This is a genomic window from Nostoc sp., from assembly GCF_036917315.1.
Taxonomy (GTDB): domain Bacteria; phylum Cyanobacteriota; class Cyanobacteriia; order Cyanobacteriales; family Nostocaceae; genus Nostoc.
In genome coordinates, this window is the sequence record NZ_JBALDR010000048.1 from 208,943 (window position 1) to 225,985 (window position 17,043).

A 17,043-nucleotide genomic window follows, 5' to 3' on the forward strand; every position below is an offset into this window, starting at 1 on the left:
TATCTGGGTTTCCTAGAAGCAGAGTTTAGTAGACAGTGGGGGTGCGGTTGTACCCACTTCTATTCCAATTTTGATCGCTCTTTTTGATGATTCGCTGTAACACCTGTCTTAGAATACTGAGATGGAAAAATACGCTGGGGGGTTTGAGTAGGTGGATCACTTCTAAGAAAAGCTTGTGGATGTCAGGGCTTTGGGCAGCCAGCAGCAACACTTGATCTAGATAGTACTGCATGAGTTGCGTCATCCAATTGGGTCGTCCGCCCACAGTAGTATGCCAGCGAAAATCTTCACCTGTTGCCATTAGCCAAGGGACTGCAATTATTTTGCTAAGTTGCTTTTGAAAGCTTTGGGATAGCCCGACTAAATTTCCATCAGCATGGCGAGATAATTGCTTACTCAAAGACTCATCTAACGTCAATGCACCTAAAGCCGCAGTAGTCATGCCTTGTCCATAGACGGGATTGAAAGTACAAACCGCATCACCTATTAGCACAAACCCTGACGGTAATCTCGACAGTTTTTCATAGTGAAGCCACCTATTTTCCGTGCGGTGATAGGCTCTCACGGGGGAAATGGCTTGAGCATCTTTAATTGCTTGGTAGATAATTGGATTGCGTAAGCTACGAGCAAAGTCTAAAAACCCAGCTTCGTCAGTTGGTGGATAATCTCGACCAATTCCAGCAAGTGTAACTATCCAACGATTTCCTTCGACCGCAGACATTACACCACCGCGTGTACCTGGGGCTTTTGCCGTTACCAATGCAGCCTGCCAATCAGCCGGAAAGTTTTCTGGAAGTTGATATAAGCGACTAGCATAGCCCAAAAAGGAATTAATCACAGTTTCTTTGGGTGGTGTATAACCCATTGCTTCTAACCACCCAGGAGCGAGAGAATTACGTCCGCTAGCATCTACTACTAAATCAGCAGTGAAATCTGTTTGTTTAGGAGAGTTATCTTGCCTCTCATCAAATTTTTGGCGTACCTGCACACCTGTGACCTGAGTTTTGTTGGGGTTAGACAGCAATCCAGTAACAATTGCTTGTACAAATACAACACGGTTATTAGTAGCTAAACGACGGCGGATAATCCATTCGAGTAAGTTCCGACTTAAACTGTAGAAGTTCAAATCGGAATTAAAGCGGGGTGTCCATCCTCCTAAGCCATACCACAGGTAATCAGCACTGGCGTTAATGGCGACTGCGCCGGATGCCGCTAATTCAGTCTGGATACCTGGAAAAAGCTGTTCTAAGATATCCAAACCCCGTTTGAGTAAGACGTGGAGATGATGAGCTTGGGGTACACCAAGACGCTGTTCTGGTTGAGCGCTCAAACGATCGCGCTCGATAATTGTTACCCGGTTAAAGTATTTAGTCAGCACTTGCGCTGCTAGCAGTCCAGCGATACTTCCCCCAATGACAAGAGCGTGGCGTTCGTTTGGTTGGGTCATAGTTGAATCGAATATCTGATATCCATTCCATAGTTACAGACTCTCATCTGAACATACAACAGGTGATACTTCAATTATCCACAACGTACCAGTATCGAATGGCACTAAGTTAATCGCAAAGCCCTGATATAACAAGATTTTTGAGTGTGGGGAGTGGGGGAAGTGTGGGGAGAAAGAGGAGAAATTGAATAACTGCATATCATCAACAAATGCTGCATTGCCTCCCCATCCTCCCCATCCTCCCCATCCTCCCCATCCTCCCACACCTCCCACACCTCCCACACCTCCCACACCTCCCACACCTCCCACACCTCCCACACCCTGCCAGCAAGGAGGTTTCAACTTTTCTTAGTGCCATTCGTACCAGTATCTCCGATGCGATGCCAACGGTATCGGTGGGTACACCATCGTCCCATTCTTAGAGGAAAACCCAAGAGCGATCGCCCTCACCTCCCATTATTGTCTAAGCCATGACTGAAGGTTAGCTGTATATCTGACTACGTTAGAAAGAAGGCGCGTCTATGTCGATTTATTTTCATCATCAGACTGTAAACCCTGTAACCCACAACGTACATCCGATCTAAGCCCCAGCGATCGCCGTTTCTACGTCTTTTGATACAAGTTTATTTAATTTTGAGAGATTAATCAGAGATTAATGAGATACTAAGTTGAAAAACGGTTCTTCAGATAGAAACTTATGACAACCGAGCAAGAGCTTCAATCTCTTTTTAATACCTTAGATAGCGATCGAGACGGCAAAATCTCCATTAACGATCTTTTTTTAAGTCCTGGCTTAAGTGCAATCATCTCATCAGAAACAAATAGCACTAGTCCCCAGGAATTGCTAGTAAATTATGATTCAGACAAAGACGGTAGTATTACCTTTGAAGAGTTAAAGGAAGCAGTTGAAAAAGCAAATAATTTAACCTAGTACAACACGGCGGAAATAAACATACCATTTCAAATGGCGCAAAAGCCCGAAATACAATTTTTTTGACTTTTGACTTCCGCCTTGCGGTACTAGTAACCCAATACCCAAAAATGCCTCTCTAGCCACGCGTTGGTGGCAGGTTTGGGTTAAGTTTGGAAGCGGGTGTACGTCTGTGGTGTGCGATTGTTTGGCGGTGGTTTAGGTCATTTACAAAGCTCACGCCTATTAATCACAGAGATTGGAGAGAAGCATAAAGGACGCTCATGTTGCCTATCTCACAAAACCAACAAAATCATCCCGCAAATATGCAACGCCTAAATTATTTTTTAAAACTTGAGTATTTCCCAATTATAATCGTCGGGAAAAGGTTCTATTTCCCAGACTATGCTTTCTCCTGCTTCTAAGGCAACTTCTACGCAGAGTTGTTCTACAGCCGTTGCAGCTACATCTTCATTATTGGGAAAAGGCTGTAAATCTCCGGTAAGTAATCGGAGTTTAAAACCACCGGGAATAGCTGCACCGATCGCAGCATTACGTAATTCAAAACGCCAAATAGTTGCATCTGGCTCACCTTGTGGTATAATCAAAAGCTCGTAAATTTGACCTGCGATCGCTAACCGACGAGAGAGAATAGTACTTGGTTGTGTGTCTTCACCCCGCGCCCCAGCAGCACTCAGTTGTAAATCAAAGCTTCCCCAACCAACAGCCTCAGCAACTTGAGAAACACGGCTTTGCAACCATTGGAGAACTGACCACTGTTCTGGTAATCCTAAGCGTCGTTGATATAAATTTTGTCGCCAACCGCCATGTTGAATTAATCCACCCCACAGTTGAAAAGGGATTTCTTGGCGGGGTGTAAGTATTTCCGGGTTTCCCAGACGGGCAATTAAATTTTCTGCCTGTTGTGGTGATAAGCTCGGAATCTCTGCAATAGGGCTACGGGTGGGTTCTTCTGGGCACAATTGACGCGCCATCGCTAAAACGCTGATGTCGTTGATTATATCAGTAGCATCCAGGGAATAAGTGCGATCGCTGACATCATAACTGCCTTGAGTTTTCAGTTTTTCATGGCTACAATAACCCCAAATCCTAACATAGCCTTCATCTGGTTCTACTTGCACAGCTAAATAATAATCACCTACCCAACTAGGAATATCCACCCATTCTTGAGGGACTCGCAATTCACTCAAATCAATTGCTTCACTAGGAACTAAGACTAATCTTGTTGTATCAAGCGTGAGTGCAATTCCATTAACCAGTTCCCAGAAACTGGGTAAAGCAGTGGTAGTTGGCCAAACTTTTGTCTGTGGTGTCCAGTCTTCTTGCAACCATAGCAAGATAGCGCCCAGACAAAGTTCATTAATATAAGCTTGATAGCGAGAACTAGCATTAGAAAAAGCTTGATTATTTAAATCCGCTTGGTTTTGGGTAATTATAGGGATTTCTAAAACTAAATCTGTGGAACTAGCGAAAGTAAATATAGTGGTGTCAAGAATCATAGGGATTGAGGATTGGGGTTGAGGTTCTCAGCTAGATTAACGAGGCTTTGAGGTGGATGAACGGAGTTTCGAGATGGATGAACGAGGTTCTAACTTCCCCAATTCCCTGTCATACACCATAGTAATTCTTCAACCATTCCTCCATTAGTATGTTTATATTTTTGAGTAGGTCTGAAGTAACGGAAATATGCAAACTATCTTTACTCCAATTAGCTAAAAAGAGTAACAAAGTTTCTTGGGCTTTTTTTAGTCGCCGGGAGACAGTATATTGCTGTATTTGTAATTGTTTGGCAATTTTGTCTTGAGTTAATTCTTTAGCATAATAAAGTTGCAAAATTTCTTGTACTTGCGGTTCAAGTTGAGCGATCGCAGCCACTAAAACTTTGTTAATCTCAGTTTGTTGAAAGTTTCTTGTTTGTTCTTCTTCTTGAGCAAGAATTTCATTAATTAGAGATTCTTGTTGTGTTCCAGGAATATTATCAAGCCACTCCCACGAATCATCGCTCCCTCTAGGGATATTGAGAGAGTCAACGGGAAAATAACGATAGCGGCGTGCGGCTTTAGCAGCAGTTAAAAGCCACTTTTCTAGGGTTTGGGAATTGACTTGCTGACCACTTTGTGAATTATAAGCTTTGGCGATCGCCTGCCAAATCTCATCGTCTGGTTGAGGAATTTGGCGAGAAGTACCTTTTTGGGTTGGGATATATATACTTTTGAAACAGTTCCAAGCGAGGACGTAATCGTTAATATCTTCTAGCAATAAACCTGCATTTTGTAAAGACTCTACCAAAAACTTCTTAGTAATTTTTCGTAATAATCCCCAATCGGTACAAATATCAATTTCACGATTTTGGCGTAAATTTTCCCGAATAGCACTGCTAAAGAGGGCAATAGCGTAGTTTTTTAAAATAAAGCCTCGATCTGGATTAAATCCTTTGAGGACTTTATCAACTTGAGCGATCGCAATTTGAAAACAGTCTGATAGCTTGTACTGAGTACTCGCAAAACTGTTAACTGTTTTTTGGGATGCCCAATAACAGGATTCTTGCAAGTAAGCTGCCAGATGCTCTTTAGCCAGTAGCTTCGTTTCAGATATCAGCCAAAATTTATACCAATACAAAACCCAAAAATGTTCCGAAGTTTCTTGAGGCGTGCGGTTGAGACAACTTTGCATACTGCGACGTAGCTTTGATTCCGTCGCCCAACCACTGAAGCGATCGGCGTCAAATTGCACAAAAGTTGAAAAGATTTCAATGATGCTTTGCCGAGGATGCATAAAAAATTGTCACCCAACCTATAGAAAGACTGAAAGCGTTAAAGGACGCCTACACAAACTTTACTACAAGGTGTGAGGATTATATTTCGACTTAAATGAAATATTTTATACTTAGCCAACTGGTAATCGTGTCTACTTATCAATAAGTTACAAAAACAATTACGAATAATGGAGTGTGACTAAAATGTTGAAACGTTCTTTGAGTATTATTGCTGCTAGTAGCATCTTAACTACTGCTTTAATCAATCCTGCTTTAGCTGTACCTGCTGACTTTATTGGTACTTGGGTAAATAAAGATGCCAATACTTCTAATATTACACGTTTAGTAATTACCTCAGGTAGTGGCAATAAATTAAATATTCAGGTGTTTGGTAAATGTCATCCTAGTGATTGTGATTGGGGAACTGCACCATTACTTACCTATGGCATTAATGTCCAAGATACTAATCATAAATATGCAACAGCTAACTATAATAAAGGGTTCGCAAATTCTTTACTAACCTTGGGATCTGCTCGTCAAGAATTACTGTTACAAGGCTACACGCAGTTTTTAGATAATAGCGGCAGACAAAATTACTATTCTCGTGAATACTTTCAAAAGCAAACAAGAGTGAGATAAATAATCACTAAAAATCAGCATCAATTATTACTCTAACAACAATAGAGAAGTTTGCAAGTAAGTGAAGCAGCGCGCCCGCAGGGTGAGGTAAACAAAGCAAGACTGAAAATCAGATAGAAAGAGTTTGTAGTTCTTGCCTCAAAACCCATAGCTTTGTACTTCAAAACTGCTGCAAAATGTAAAATTTATCCTAGCATTAAACCTCGCCTCTGCGGGGTTTTTCTATTTGTATTCCAAATGGAATTATTCTCAAAAAATAATTCTCAAAAATCTTGCCAAGACTGCATAAAAATATCAAAGCAAACCTATTGACTAAGTGAAAGGTGAAAACTGAAAACTTCAATTTGATTTTTCACCAGTTGTCATACTATCACAATTTACTTAATAAAGTAATCTTGTTTTAACCTGTCATGAATGAGTTATAGGAGAAAAAAAAGATGAAACTTCAGTAGCCGTACAATCTTGACAAATCCAGTAAAAACAACAAAAGCAAGAAATAAACTTAAAGGAAAATCAGAATGAAAATTACAAGTTCAACCTCTACACGTTTAGCATTAGTAATGGGTTTAGCAATTGCTAGTTCAATTATTAGTACTGTAGCTAAAGCTGAATCTATCCCACAAGTAAATTCTCTTACTAACGTATCCAATAAGCCTTTTATTAGCAATGCTGCCCGTCGCGATACTCTTCATAATTTGAACCAACGTCCGTTGAATAGTGTCTTAGAAACTGACGGTGGTAAAACAAAAGAATCGAGCGATAAAGGCAAAGATTCTAGCGATAAAGGTAAGGATAGTAAAGAGACTTGCGAAAGTGGTAACTGTGGTGGTGGTTTTTTAGATAGAGTTAATCCAGTTATTTTACCAGCAGATCAACTGAAAATACCTGTACTACGAAATGCGCGTCCTCAAACTTTAATTAAAGTTAACAAGCCAATCTTCTAAAGAATAGAGATTGTGAAAAAATAGATTCCCGACTTTTTGAACAAGTCGGGAGTCTAAGCCTCCGATGAGAACAATGATGGACTAAATATTATGGATTTATTAATTATTGGTTCGAGTGATGACATTTTTTGTCAAGCAGTTAACGAATTGGTTAGAGAAAAAGGTTATACGAGTGCAGTTTTAGATGTTTGCAATGCTGCCAGAATGTTTTCTATCAGTGTTAGTTCTGAAAAACCAGATATTACCCCAGAAATCCCAGTTATTTTACGAATTCCGCCACAGATGCCGATTCGCACTAGTTTTGATGATTCTTTTATTTATGATGAGTGTCTTGCTACTTTATGGGCAGCGATGACATTATCTAAATCACCAGTAATTAATCGTCCAACTGCAAATAGTCTTTGGGGTAATTTATCATATTCTTCTAACTTAACTAAATTAAAGGCAGGTTATACTAGCAATCTAGAAATCTTCTCTTCACAAGTTCCACCATCACCGCAAGCATTACTCGATAAACAATGGTATCTCCAAGATTTAACTACTTATAATACTGCTGCATATCCAGAAATCCCTGAAGGGGTGGGACCATTTCGCGCAAGTTGGGTTTCGGCTAACCTTGAATATGAAATTGTTGTTGTTTTAGAAGATAAAGCATGGCGTTGCACCAATACATCTCTAGAACATTTGCAGCTAGAAGAAAAAAGTATTTCGCTGCTGAGGAATTTAGATTTGGTATTTGGCACTGTAACTTGGAGTATTGATAGCAACTTAGAGAGTGCCAATATTGCTCGTATTAACCCTTATCCATCGCTGGAAGAAATACAGTTTGTTTGGTCAGATTTTGCTCCCGCACTTTTGGAGACTATTTTCTCATGATTTATGCAATTGGTCTTGATTCAGATCGCACTTTTTGTCATTTTGTTAACTATGCTGAATCTCGTGGTGTCGAATTCCAAGTAATTAATTTACGCGAAGTGATTCAAAATGGAGATTGGAGGCTAGCATTACCCGATGATAATCAAAGCTGGATAAGTTGTTCTAGCCAAAAGTATGTATTAAATCCTCATGGTTCTTATTATTGTCGCTTGATTGATCTTTCAACCGTACAATCAGATGTACAAGATGCGATGCGATGGAAAAGTCTTCTTGCTGCACTTTGCTGTTGGCTAGAACATATTCCCGGTAACGTTATTAATCGTCCTGGTGCTGGCGCAAATAATTTCTCAAAACCGCTTCATGAATTTCATCTACAATCTTTAGGTTTTCAAGTTGCTGATAGCGTTACTAGTTCCAATCCAGAAGTTTTAACTGAGTTTGCTAACGCTGGATTAACAATTGTTAAGACAACATCGGGTGTTCGTGCCGATAGTAGACTGGTAAAATCAGAGGAGTTTCTCGATTTCCACCCAGACGCTGGCCCAGTTCATTTGCAAAGATATATAAAGGGCGCTGATGTGCGGGCGCATGTAGTGGGTAATAGAGTTCACGCAGAATTGATAAAATGTCCGCAGGTAGACTATCGCCATTTTCATGAAGAAGCTGAGTATATCGAGTGGGAGTTACCAGAAGCTTTACATCAAAAAATTATTAATGCAACTGCTGCGTTAGGGTTGAAGTTTGCAGGTTGGGATTTTAAAGTTACTAACGATTTAGAGTACTGGTGTTTAGAAGTTAATCCAATGCCCGGATACGATGGATATGATATTCGGGCAGATGGGAAAATAACCGACTCCCTATTAGCTTTGCTTACAGAATATATTGCAGGAAATAGTATTAGTTGGGATACAGATTCGAGTAATGAAATTTTCTCAGAACAAATTGTGACATCTGAACAGTGTAATGATATTTGTTCTGTAATTCATAGTTTAAGAGAATTCTGGATAAAACGAGGTAACTCTCCAAAGTTTTTCTATACTTTAGGTACAGCTAGTTATTTAGATTTCTTAAATCAACCTAATTTTTCTAAGGATTATTATACTATAGCTCATGAATATAATTTACTTCTAGAACTACACTTGGGTTGGCTTTATAAGTTAATCAAAGAATATTTAGAGCAGACGCTTATAAACCCTGTAATGTATAAACCAGATGCAGCGCTGCCTGGGTTTCATATTTGGCAAAATTCTAATCTTATCACTAAACCAAATGCTACCACACACTTTGATTTGCAATACCGAAACCTCCAATGGGATGAAGATAAACTCGATACTGTAAACACAATATCCTTTACTTTACCAATTAAACTGCCTAAAAGTGGCGGTGGGTTGAATGTATGGGATTTTAACTATATAAATGATTATAGTCAAGCGATCGCAGGTGATGTAGAGATTCTTAAACGATTTAGAACCAAAACTTTTCATCATTACAAAGTTGGTGAAATTGTCTTACACAGTGGACATACACTTCATCAGATTGCACCAACTACTTACATTTATCCTGACGATGAAAGAATAACTCTGCAAGGTCATGGGTTGTTTTGCGATGGTCAATGGTTACTTTACTGGTAATTACAATCCCCCCAACCTATGATAAGTCTTTGTATATAAAATTTATCGGCTTGGGACTGCAATTCAGTTATTATTAATTCTGTATAGCAATCTTATCTGAGTTGTAGTTTTATCCTAAAGTATAAGTCACAGATCGTTAGGAATAAAGGACTTTTTGAGAAAATTTTGGCATCTTTGCAAATATTTTGCTGTTGTTAGGTGGTTATTTAATTTATTGAATAATCATCAACAATTTGATTTTCCTAAGTTACAACAGTATCTAACTTGTTTACCTGACTTTTCACGGTATCTGGAAAACCTCTCTCTAAATCTCTCTCCTAAAAGGAGAGAGACTTTGAATTTTCCCCCTTCCCGCGACGAGTTGGGGGTTAGGGGGTTAGGTTAATCGTTGGCTTTTCCACATAATGTGAAAAGTCAGCCTTGTTTACAACGCATTTAGGACTACTGTAATGCCACCAATTGGGATCGCTAGTCGCTCAACTTCAGTCAAACAAACTGCAACTCCTAAGCTGTGGCTAATGTTAGTGGGAGTCAATCAATATCAAGATGACGGACTACCCAGCCTTAGTTATTCAACAGTAGATTGTCAGGGTTTAGCAGAAGCATTGGTAGATGCATCTGCACAATTTACCCAAACAGAGGTAACAATACACCATGATTTTGCACCGCAACCACCATCTTTAGAAAACATCCGTGCCAGTCTCCGACAAATTACTACTGCGGCTCAACCTATTGATACTATTTTATTTTATTTTTCTGGACATGGAATTTTAGAAGCAAACACGCAGCAAGCATTTTTGTGTTTGGCAGATACTGAAAAATTTCATCTCCAAAACACAGCCTTAGCTTTACAAGAACTTTTGCTATTGTTGGGTAATAGTGGAGCGCAAAATCAGCTTGTTTGGCTAGATGCTTGTCATAGTGGCGGGATGACACTCAGAGGTACAACAATAGAACCATTGCTGAATGCTACACCAAAACTGGTTGAAGTATTACAACTGTGCGCCGCTAAAAGTAAAGGTTTTTATGCTTTGCTTTCCTGTGATACTAACCAGCAATCCTGGGAGTTTCCCGAATTGGGACATGGGGTGTTCACTTATTATTTAATGAAAGGGTTACAAGGTGAGGCAGCAGATAGCCAAGGCTTAATTTCTGTGGATAATTTGTATCGATACGTGTATCATCAAACTCTCCAATATATAGATAAAAGTAATCAACAATTGCGGCTGATTAATCAGCAGAAAAAAGCTAAAGGAGAAACTAAACTTTTTCGAGAATATCCGTTGCAAACTCCTAAACGAATTGTTGAGGGAGTTGGGGAACTAATTGTAGGGAAAAGATTAACCCAGGCAACTCTTGGAGTGCATCGCCGGATAGGAATAGTAGTAGAGGGATTATCAGTCAGCAAAACAACACTAGATATTGGCAAATTTCTCGGAAGTGCTGGAGATTTTGCACTAGAGTATTTGCCAGCAACAAAAGTATCTGCCGATCAAATCAAAGAAGCGATCGCTCGTCATTTACAACAACCAGCATCAGAAGTTATTCTGCTTTATCTGCGGGGACGAATTGAAGAAACCGATGCAGGCGAATGGTTATTGCTGGCAGAAAATATCCGCATCAAGCGTTCTTGGTTGAAACAACAGCTACGCCTCTGTACCGCTCAACAAATTATTATCCTCGATTGTCCTGTAGCTGATACATCCTTGCAAGATTGGGTAGAAGATTTGCAAATTGACTCTCACCAAGGGCAATGTTTAATCGCCTACGCCTCTCCTGCTAAGGAACCAGAACGCTTTGCCCAAAAATTTCTCGATACTTTGATGGCGGCAACTCATACAGATGGACTCTCAGCCGCCGGAGCGATCGCTCAATTACAATTATCTTTGGCAGGTAGCGGTGTTCCTCTTTCCATCTGGCTATCAGGCACACAAGGCATTATAGAAATTCTCCAAGCAAAAACTTACACGAACACATCAGAAATAACCACAGGATTGGATTTGGGAGTATGCCCTTACATGGGGTTAAGTGCTTTTTTGGAAGAAGATAGCCAGTATTTTTACGGCAGAGAAGCTTTAACTCAGCAGTTAATTCACCAACTACGCGATCGCTCTTTTCTAGCCGTTATCGGTGCTTCTGGAAGCGGCAAATCTTCAATTGTGCAAGCTGGTGTAATTCCCCAACTGCGATTGGGTAAACAAATACCCAGTAGCGAACAATGGTGGATTAAAAGCATTCGTCCAGGGGGAAATCCGCTTGAGGCTTTAGCGCGGCGGCTTGGGGGAGCAGAGGGGCAGGGGAGCAGAGGGGCAGGGGAGGCAGGAGAGGCAGGGGGAGTAAAAGAGCAAAAGAATTATTCTTACCCAATCCCCAGTCCCCATTACCCCTTATCCCCAGAGGGGGCCCCACCTTCCCCAGTCCCCAGTCCCCAATTCCCCCATCTCTTGTTAGAGGGAATATTTCACCAAGGGGTAGAGGGATTTGTTTACTGGATACGCAACCAACCGCATCGAGTTGTGGTGCTAGTGGTAGATCAGTTTGAGGAACTCTTTACCTTAGCTTCAACCGCAGACAGAGAGCTATTTTTAGAATTATTGCTGGGAGCGGTGCAATATGCTGGCGATCGCTTCAAATTAATTATTACTTTACGGGCAGACTTTATTGCCTCCTGTTTAGAAGTACCAGCACTGGCTAAAGCTTTACAGGATTTTAGCGTGTTAGTTCCACCGAAGCTAAGTTTGGATGATTATCGACGGGTGATTCTCAACCCGGCTCAACAAGTCGGGTTAAAAGTAGAACCAGAACTGGTGGAAGTATTGTTGCGGGAGCTAAATCACTCACCAGGAGATTTACCGTTACTAGAATTTGTTTTAGAGCAATTATGGCAACATCGAGTTGCTGGTGAGTTGACTTTACAAACCTATCAAGAGCAACTAGGCGGAATTCAAGGAGCATTAGAGCGATCGTCTCAAGCTGTTTACGAAAGTTTAGATCCCCAAATGCGAGAGTGTGCTAAATGGATTTTTTTATCCTTGACGCAACTAGGTGAAGGTACAGAAGATACTCGCAGACGGGTACATAAATCAGAGTTAATAGTCAAAAAATATCCAGCCGCATTGGTAGAAAAAACCCTCAACGCTTTAACCTCTGCCAAGTTAGTGGTGATGAATTTAGAAGAAGATACAAATATTGTCGAGGGTAGTAAAGGAGACAACAAAATAAGTACCCCTCTGTCTCCCTTGTTCCCTTCCCCCATAACAGTAGAAGTTGCCCATGAAATCCTCATCCGTCATTGGTCAACTTTACGCTGGTGGTTAGAAGAAAATCGCGATCGCTTGCGAAAACAAAGGCAAATTGAACAGGCTTCCCAATTATGGCTGCAACGTAGTCAGCAAGCTGATTTTTTGTTGCAAGGAGTGCGACTAGCAGAGGCAGAAGATATCTATATTAAATATACTGACGAACTTTCTGCTGATGTACAACGGTTTATTGAAGCTTGTTTAGTACAAAGAAAACAACAGCAACTACAAGAGAAAACCAGACTCAAGCAAGCCCAAAGAGCTGTAGTTGCACTCAGTGTTTTGGGATTAGCGGCTGTCTGTTTCGGCTCTTTAGCCTATTGGAAATCCCAAGCAGCTCAATTGCGAGAAATTGAAGCCTTAAATGCCTCATCTCAAGCTAATCTTTTATCACATCAGCAGCTAGAAGCATTGATTGCCAGCGTCAAAGCAGGTAAACAGCTAAAAAACACTTTTGGCGCACCAGCCGAGGTGCAAACTCAGACTCTCAATGTTTTACAACAAGTAATTTCTGGAACCCAAGAGCGCAACCGTTTGGAAGGGCATAGCGCTGAAGTATCAAGCGTGAGTTTCAGTCCTGACGGCAAAACAATTGTATCGGCTAGCAACGACAAAACAGCCATAATTTGGGGACGGGATGGCACAAAGCTACGAACATTAGCAGGGCATACTGATATAGTACGGAGTGTCAGTTTCAGCCCAGATGGTCAAACGATCGCAACTGCTAGTTTCGATCGTACCGTGAAGCTGTGGAGAACTAGCGACGGTACTTTGATTAGAACACTAAAAGGTCATACTGCGGAAGTTCTGAGCTTATCTTGGTCTGGCAACGGTAAGACGATCGCAACTGGTAGCGCCGATCGCACTGCTAAAATTTGGCAAGTTAGCGATGGTCATTTGCTGAGAACTTTTAGCGGATATAAGGATTTTGTTAATAGTGTCAGTTTTAGCCCTGATGGTGAAATTTTGGCGCTCGCTAGTGCAGATAAGACTGTTAAACTTTGGAGGGTTAGCGATGGATTGTTGCAAAAAACCCTACTTGGGCATAGCGCCGCAGTTTCCAGTGTCGCTTTTAGCCCCGATGGTCAAATAGCTTCAGCCAGTGAAGATAAAACCGTGAGACTCTGGCGCAGAGATGGCACACTGCTAAGAAGTATTGCAGCACACAATGCAGGAGTTCTTAGCGTCAACTTCAGCCATGATGGTCAAACCCTAGCTTCCACCAGTGCTGATAGCACAATCAAACTTTGGAGTTTTCAGGACGGCTCTTTACGCCAAACTTTATTAGGACATAGTATTGCAGTCTACAGCGCCAGTTTTAGCCCAGATGACCAGACCTTAGTTTCGGCTGGCGCTGATAAAACTGTTAGACTTTGGCAGCGAGATAATCCTCTATTCAAAACTCTGACAGGATATCAAGGTCAACTCTATAGTGTGAGTTTTAGCCCCGATGGGCAAACTCTAGCCACCGCCGGTCAAGATACTACTATCAAATTTTGGCGGACTCGTGACGGAACTTTGCGCCAAACCCTAGAAGGTCATAGTACTTCAGTTTATGGACACAGCGATGAAGTCTACGGTTTAGCCTTCAGCCCTGATGGCGAGACATTAGCCTCAGCGAGTCTTGACCATTACATTAAACTTTGGCGGACTCGTGACGGCTATATGATTAAAACCCTCCAAGGTCATCGCAGCAATGTCAATAGTCTCAGCTTTAGCCCTAATAGTCAAATTCTGGCAAGCGCCAGTGCTGATATGACCATTAAACTTTGGAATATTCAAAGAAAAGCTTTAATTAAAACTCTCCAAGGACACACGGCTGAAGTTTTGAGCGTTCGTTTCAGCCCTGATGGTCAAGTACTGGCCTCAGCTGGTAGGGATAACAAAGTTCTGCTTTGGAGAGTTAAGGATGGCAAGTTACTGTATAATCTGCCAGGACATACTAATACTGTCAACGCCATCAGTTTTAGTCGTGATGGTCAAGTAGTCGCCTCGGCTAGTGCTGATAAAACTATCAAACTCTGGCAAGTCAGCAATGGAACTTTACTACAAACTCTTACGGGACATACTGATGGCGTCTACAGCGTCAGCTTTAGCCCTGATGGCAAGATGATAGCCTCAGCTAGCGGTGATGGAAGCATCAAACTTTGGAACCGTGATGGCAGAGAACTCAAAACTCTCCCAGGTCATACTGATGCAGTATTGAGCGTCAGTTTTAGCCCCGATGGGAAATTTTTGGCTTCTGCCAGTTTTGATGGTACAGCTAAACTTTGGCGTCTTCTTAGCACAGAACTGCAAACCCAAGATTTAGACAATCTACTGATTCGCAGTTGTCATTTGCTAAAGGATTATCTCAAAACTAACCCGAATATTAGCGACCAAGAACGGGGTTCGCTATGTTCAAATTATTGATCCTATCTTGTTGTAAACCTGTACCCAGGTTTTGCAACAATGTATCTCTGCGAGGAGGTCTGGGTCCTGGTCCTTTTACCGGTTTGCTACCACCTTCTGGCCCCGGTGATTGACCATCGTCTGGGTTCCTGAGTTGATTCTCAATTACAGGAGTTTGAAACCCCCCTTGTACCAGAACTGGTTGTAAATTACCAACTTTGGGTGTAATAATTTGTACAGGATTTGCCAAAGTAGGTAATGCAGTGAATAATATCGTTGGTAATGCGATCGCTAAACCCAAAATTTGCTTTTGCATATCAAGCCTTTTTCCTGTTTAATATATACTTTCAGCTGAACTACTAGGGAGCCTGTACCTCTGTAGATACTTAGCTACAAAGGCAAGCAACAGTATTCCAGATTTTGGGTTTAAAACCCTTCAGTGACTTAATAGATCCAGTTGAGTGTTTTTATGCAGACTCTGGGTTCGGTAACTCCCTCACGAATTACGTCAGTCCTCCTAATCGGCGTTGACGTGATTTCAAAAAGCCTGACGTTCTTCTAAATGGGCTAAAATATCAGAGCGCTTATGCCAAGCTGGACGCAACTTTTGATTAGCGAACATCTGTAACTGATCGCCAATATGGGGCGAACCGGGTTGAGTAGCATTGCCATAACTGTTAAGTACCATTGCCCGTACTGGCTGAGAAAATTCCACCGCCGCCACAAAAGAATCTCCACCGACAGACTTAAAACTTCCATTTGACTGTGGTGAAAACCAGAGGCTGCGGAAGATACCGAGAGGATCTGGGCCACCATTGGCAGGTAAATTTATACCACCATAATCTAGCTTAAAAACCTCTCCCCATGAGACATCTAGCTTTCCATAGGTCTTTTGTACTTGAGCGGCTGCTGCTTGTAGTTTAGCCACTGCTTCTTGAGGATTAGCTAAACCGTCAGGTGTAGTGCGCGGTTTGTTTTCACTCCAAGGTATACTAAATACTTTGTGTAAATCTATTTGTTGTACCCAAGTTGCAAATAGTACCGCACCCTTGCTATTAGCATTTGCTTTTTTGTCCCAAGTTGTTAACACATTAGCTGCATCTTTTGCTAATTCACTTCTATTTTTTCGGGCTGCGGGGATTAAATCATCCAAAATGCGGTCTGCTAGTTCCATACGGGTTGAGTAGACCTCTTGCAAAAGTCGCTCAGGAAGATTTGATTTTGGGGAGACAAAGCTCATAATTGTAGAGAGCAGCAATCAGATTAAACCTTAAACTAAATCTTTTTCGGCGATTTCTATAAGTAAGGGACAAAATTTTAAACACCTTTAACTTCCGATTCACATGCTCACCTAAAACTCTAATTCTGGCTAATTCTTGATTGCTCTTTTTATCCTCATAACTTAATTTACCTCCTCTAGGTTTTTTCTTGGGAATTCGACTATTGTTATGCAGTTTTTGAATACCTTGATAACCTTTATCACCCAAACACTCTATATCTTCTCTCAGCCTAACTTGACTATTTTTAAATATCCGAAAATCATGCTCTCTACCCTTACCATGAGAGGTGCAGATGATTTTACCATTTGCTTATCTACCACTACTTGTGACTTAAGTGTATGCTGTTTCTTTTTTCCACTGTAAAACTTTTTTTGTTTTTTTTTAGGACGTTCAATGGGACTTTCTGTAACATCAACCACTACTACTTCTAACTGATAATTAGAATTAGAACTAGCCAATTTTTTCTTCCCTGGAAGTGTGAACGCCCTAGATTTAGTCAGTGTATCTTCTATTTTTCGGATAATTCGGTAAGCTGTAGACTCGTTGACTCCCCAAGATTGACCTATATGGAAGTAGGTACGGTACTCTCTCCAGTACTCCAATGTCATCAACAATTGGTCTTCCAACGTGAGTTTACAAGGCCCGTCCTGTTTTCTGTTTTGCAAGGCTTGGCGATCGCACTACCTCTAGCATCTGGTTAAAAGTCTCCGGCCGTACACCACACAAGCGTTTAAAGTCTTCTGGCTTTCAGATTTTTACTTGTTCGTATGTCATCAATGCTACCCAACTCTAACCTACTTGTCCCACGTATTTGGGACTTTTGCAAGAGGTCTACTGTCCAGTCATCTTC

The 17,043-nt window shown here is 41.2% G+C and carries 11 protein-coding genes and 2 pseudogenes; 6 read left to right on the forward strand and 7 right to left on the reverse strand.

Annotated features, from left to right (window positions below):
• Window positions 1-25 precede the first annotated feature (25 nt).
• Window positions 26-1,447, reverse strand: a complete 1,422-nt coding sequence (locus V7K84_RS22195) for an FAD-dependent oxidoreductase (protein ID WP_334841217.1) — start codon at window positions 1,445-1,447, stop codon at window positions 26-28.
• Between the two features lie 33 nt (window positions 1,448-1,480).
• Window positions 1,481-1,789 (reverse strand): hypothetical protein, encoded by a 309-nt coding sequence (locus tag V7K84_RS22200; protein ID WP_334841218.1) that lies wholly within the window; start codon window positions 1,787-1,789, stop codon window positions 1,481-1,483.
• Between the two features lie 355 nt (window positions 1,790-2,144).
• Here V7K84_RS22200 and V7K84_RS22205 point away from each other — a divergent pair, with 355 nt between their 5' ends.
• Window positions 2,145-2,378, forward strand: a complete 234-nt coding sequence (locus V7K84_RS22205; RefSeq protein WP_334841219.1) for an EF-hand domain-containing protein — start codon at window positions 2,145-2,147, stop codon at window positions 2,376-2,378.
• Window positions 2,379-2,704: 326 nt separating this feature from the next.
• Here V7K84_RS22205 and V7K84_RS22210 read toward each other — a convergent pair whose 3' ends face one another.
• Both V7K84_RS22210 and V7K84_RS22215 read right to left on the reverse strand, forming a co-directional pair.
• A complete protein-coding gene (locus V7K84_RS22210) occupies window positions 2,705-3,877 on the reverse strand; it encodes a DUF1822 family protein (RefSeq protein ID WP_334841221.1) in 1,173 nt (390 codons plus the stop codon).
• A 109-nt stretch (window positions 3,878-3,986) separates the two neighbouring features.
• A complete protein-coding gene (locus V7K84_RS22215; protein ID WP_334841223.1) occupies window positions 3,987-5,153 on the reverse strand; it encodes a sigma-70 family RNA polymerase sigma factor in 1,167 nt (388 codons plus the stop codon).
• 184 nt (window positions 5,154-5,337) lie between these two features.
• On the opposite strand from V7K84_RS22215, the gene V7K84_RS22220 reads away from it, so the two are divergent.
• The 5 genes from V7K84_RS22220 to V7K84_RS22240 all read left to right on the forward strand — a co-directional run bounded on the left by V7K84_RS22220 (window position 5,338) and on the right by V7K84_RS22240 (window position 14,934).
• Entirely contained in the window at window positions 5,338-5,772 is a 435-nt protein-coding gene (locus V7K84_RS22220; RefSeq protein ID WP_334841225.1) for a hypothetical protein, read from the forward strand.
• Between the two features lie 518 nt (window positions 5,773-6,290).
• Complete coding sequence (locus tag V7K84_RS22225; protein WP_334841227.1) at window positions 6,291-6,716, forward strand: hypothetical protein; 426 nt, start codon at window positions 6,291-6,293, stop codon at window positions 6,714-6,716.
• 90 nt (window positions 6,717-6,806) lie between these two features.
• A complete protein-coding gene (locus tag V7K84_RS22230; RefSeq protein ID WP_334841228.1) occupies window positions 6,807-7,592 on the forward strand; it encodes a hypothetical protein in 786 nt (261 codons plus the stop codon).
• Entirely contained in the window at window positions 7,589-9,223 is a 1,635-nt protein-coding gene (locus tag V7K84_RS22235; RefSeq protein WP_334841230.1) for an ATP-grasp domain-containing protein, read from the forward strand. The genes V7K84_RS22230 and V7K84_RS22235 overlap by 4 nt, the downstream gene beginning before the upstream one ends.
• Before the next feature lie 449 nt (window positions 9,224-9,672).
• Window positions 9,673-14,934, forward strand: a complete 5,262-nt coding sequence (locus V7K84_RS22240; protein WP_334841231.1) for an nSTAND1 domain-containing NTPase — start codon at window positions 9,673-9,675, stop codon at window positions 14,932-14,934.
• Here V7K84_RS22240 and V7K84_RS22245 read toward each other — a convergent pair.
• From V7K84_RS22245 to V7K84_RS22255, 3 genes and pseudogenes are all read right to left on the reverse strand, one after another.
• Window positions 14,894-15,229, reverse strand: a complete 336-nt coding sequence (locus V7K84_RS22245; RefSeq protein WP_334841233.1) for a hypothetical protein — start codon at window positions 15,227-15,229, stop codon at window positions 14,894-14,896. The genes V7K84_RS22240 and V7K84_RS22245 overlap by 41 nt on opposite strands.
• 222 nt (window positions 15,230-15,451) lie before the next feature.
• A pseudogene (locus V7K84_RS22250) lies at window positions 15,452-16,120 on the reverse strand (penicillin acylase family protein); the annotation flags it as partial.
• A pseudogene (locus V7K84_RS22255) lies at window positions 16,119-16,919 on the reverse strand (IS5 family transposase). The pseudogenes V7K84_RS22255 and V7K84_RS22250, both read right to left, overlap by 2 nt.
• Window positions 16,920-17,043 lie beyond the last annotated feature (124 nt).

What these genes read in the sequence shown, in the direction of transcription:
- V7K84_RS22195 (WP_334841217.1), bottom strand. Translation starts at nt 1,447, where the DNA reads ATGACCCAACCAAACGAACGCCACGCTCTTGTCATTGGGGGAAGTATC.
- V7K84_RS22205 (WP_334841219.1), top strand. Translation starts at nt 2,145, where the DNA reads ATGACAACCGAGCAAGAGCTTCAATCTCTTTTTAATACCTTAGATAGC.
- V7K84_RS22210 (WP_334841221.1), bottom strand. Translation starts at nt 3,877, where the DNA reads ATGATTCTTGACACCACTATATTTACTTTCGCTAGTTCCACAGATTTA.
- V7K84_RS22215 (WP_334841223.1), bottom strand. Translation starts at nt 5,153, where the DNA reads ATGCATCCTCGGCAAAGCATCATTGAAATCTTTTCAACTTTTGTGCAA.
- V7K84_RS22220 (WP_334841225.1), top strand. Translation starts at nt 5,338, where the DNA reads ATGTTGAAACGTTCTTTGAGTATTATTGCTGCTAGTAGCATCTTAACT.
- V7K84_RS22225 (WP_334841227.1), top strand. Translation starts at nt 6,291, where the DNA reads ATGAAAATTACAAGTTCAACCTCTACACGTTTAGCATTAGTAATGGGT.
- V7K84_RS22230 (WP_334841228.1), top strand. Translation starts at nt 6,807, where the DNA reads ATGGATTTATTAATTATTGGTTCGAGTGATGACATTTTTTGTCAAGCA.
- V7K84_RS22235 (WP_334841230.1), top strand. Translation starts at nt 7,589, where the DNA reads ATGATTTATGCAATTGGTCTTGATTCAGATCGCACTTTTTGTCATTTT.
- V7K84_RS22240 (WP_334841231.1), top strand. Translation starts at nt 9,673, where the DNA reads ATGCCACCAATTGGGATCGCTAGTCGCTCAACTTCAGTCAAACAAACT.
- V7K84_RS22245 (WP_334841233.1), bottom strand. Translation starts at nt 15,229, where the DNA reads ATGCAAAAGCAAATTTTGGGTTTAGCGATCGCATTACCAACGATATTA.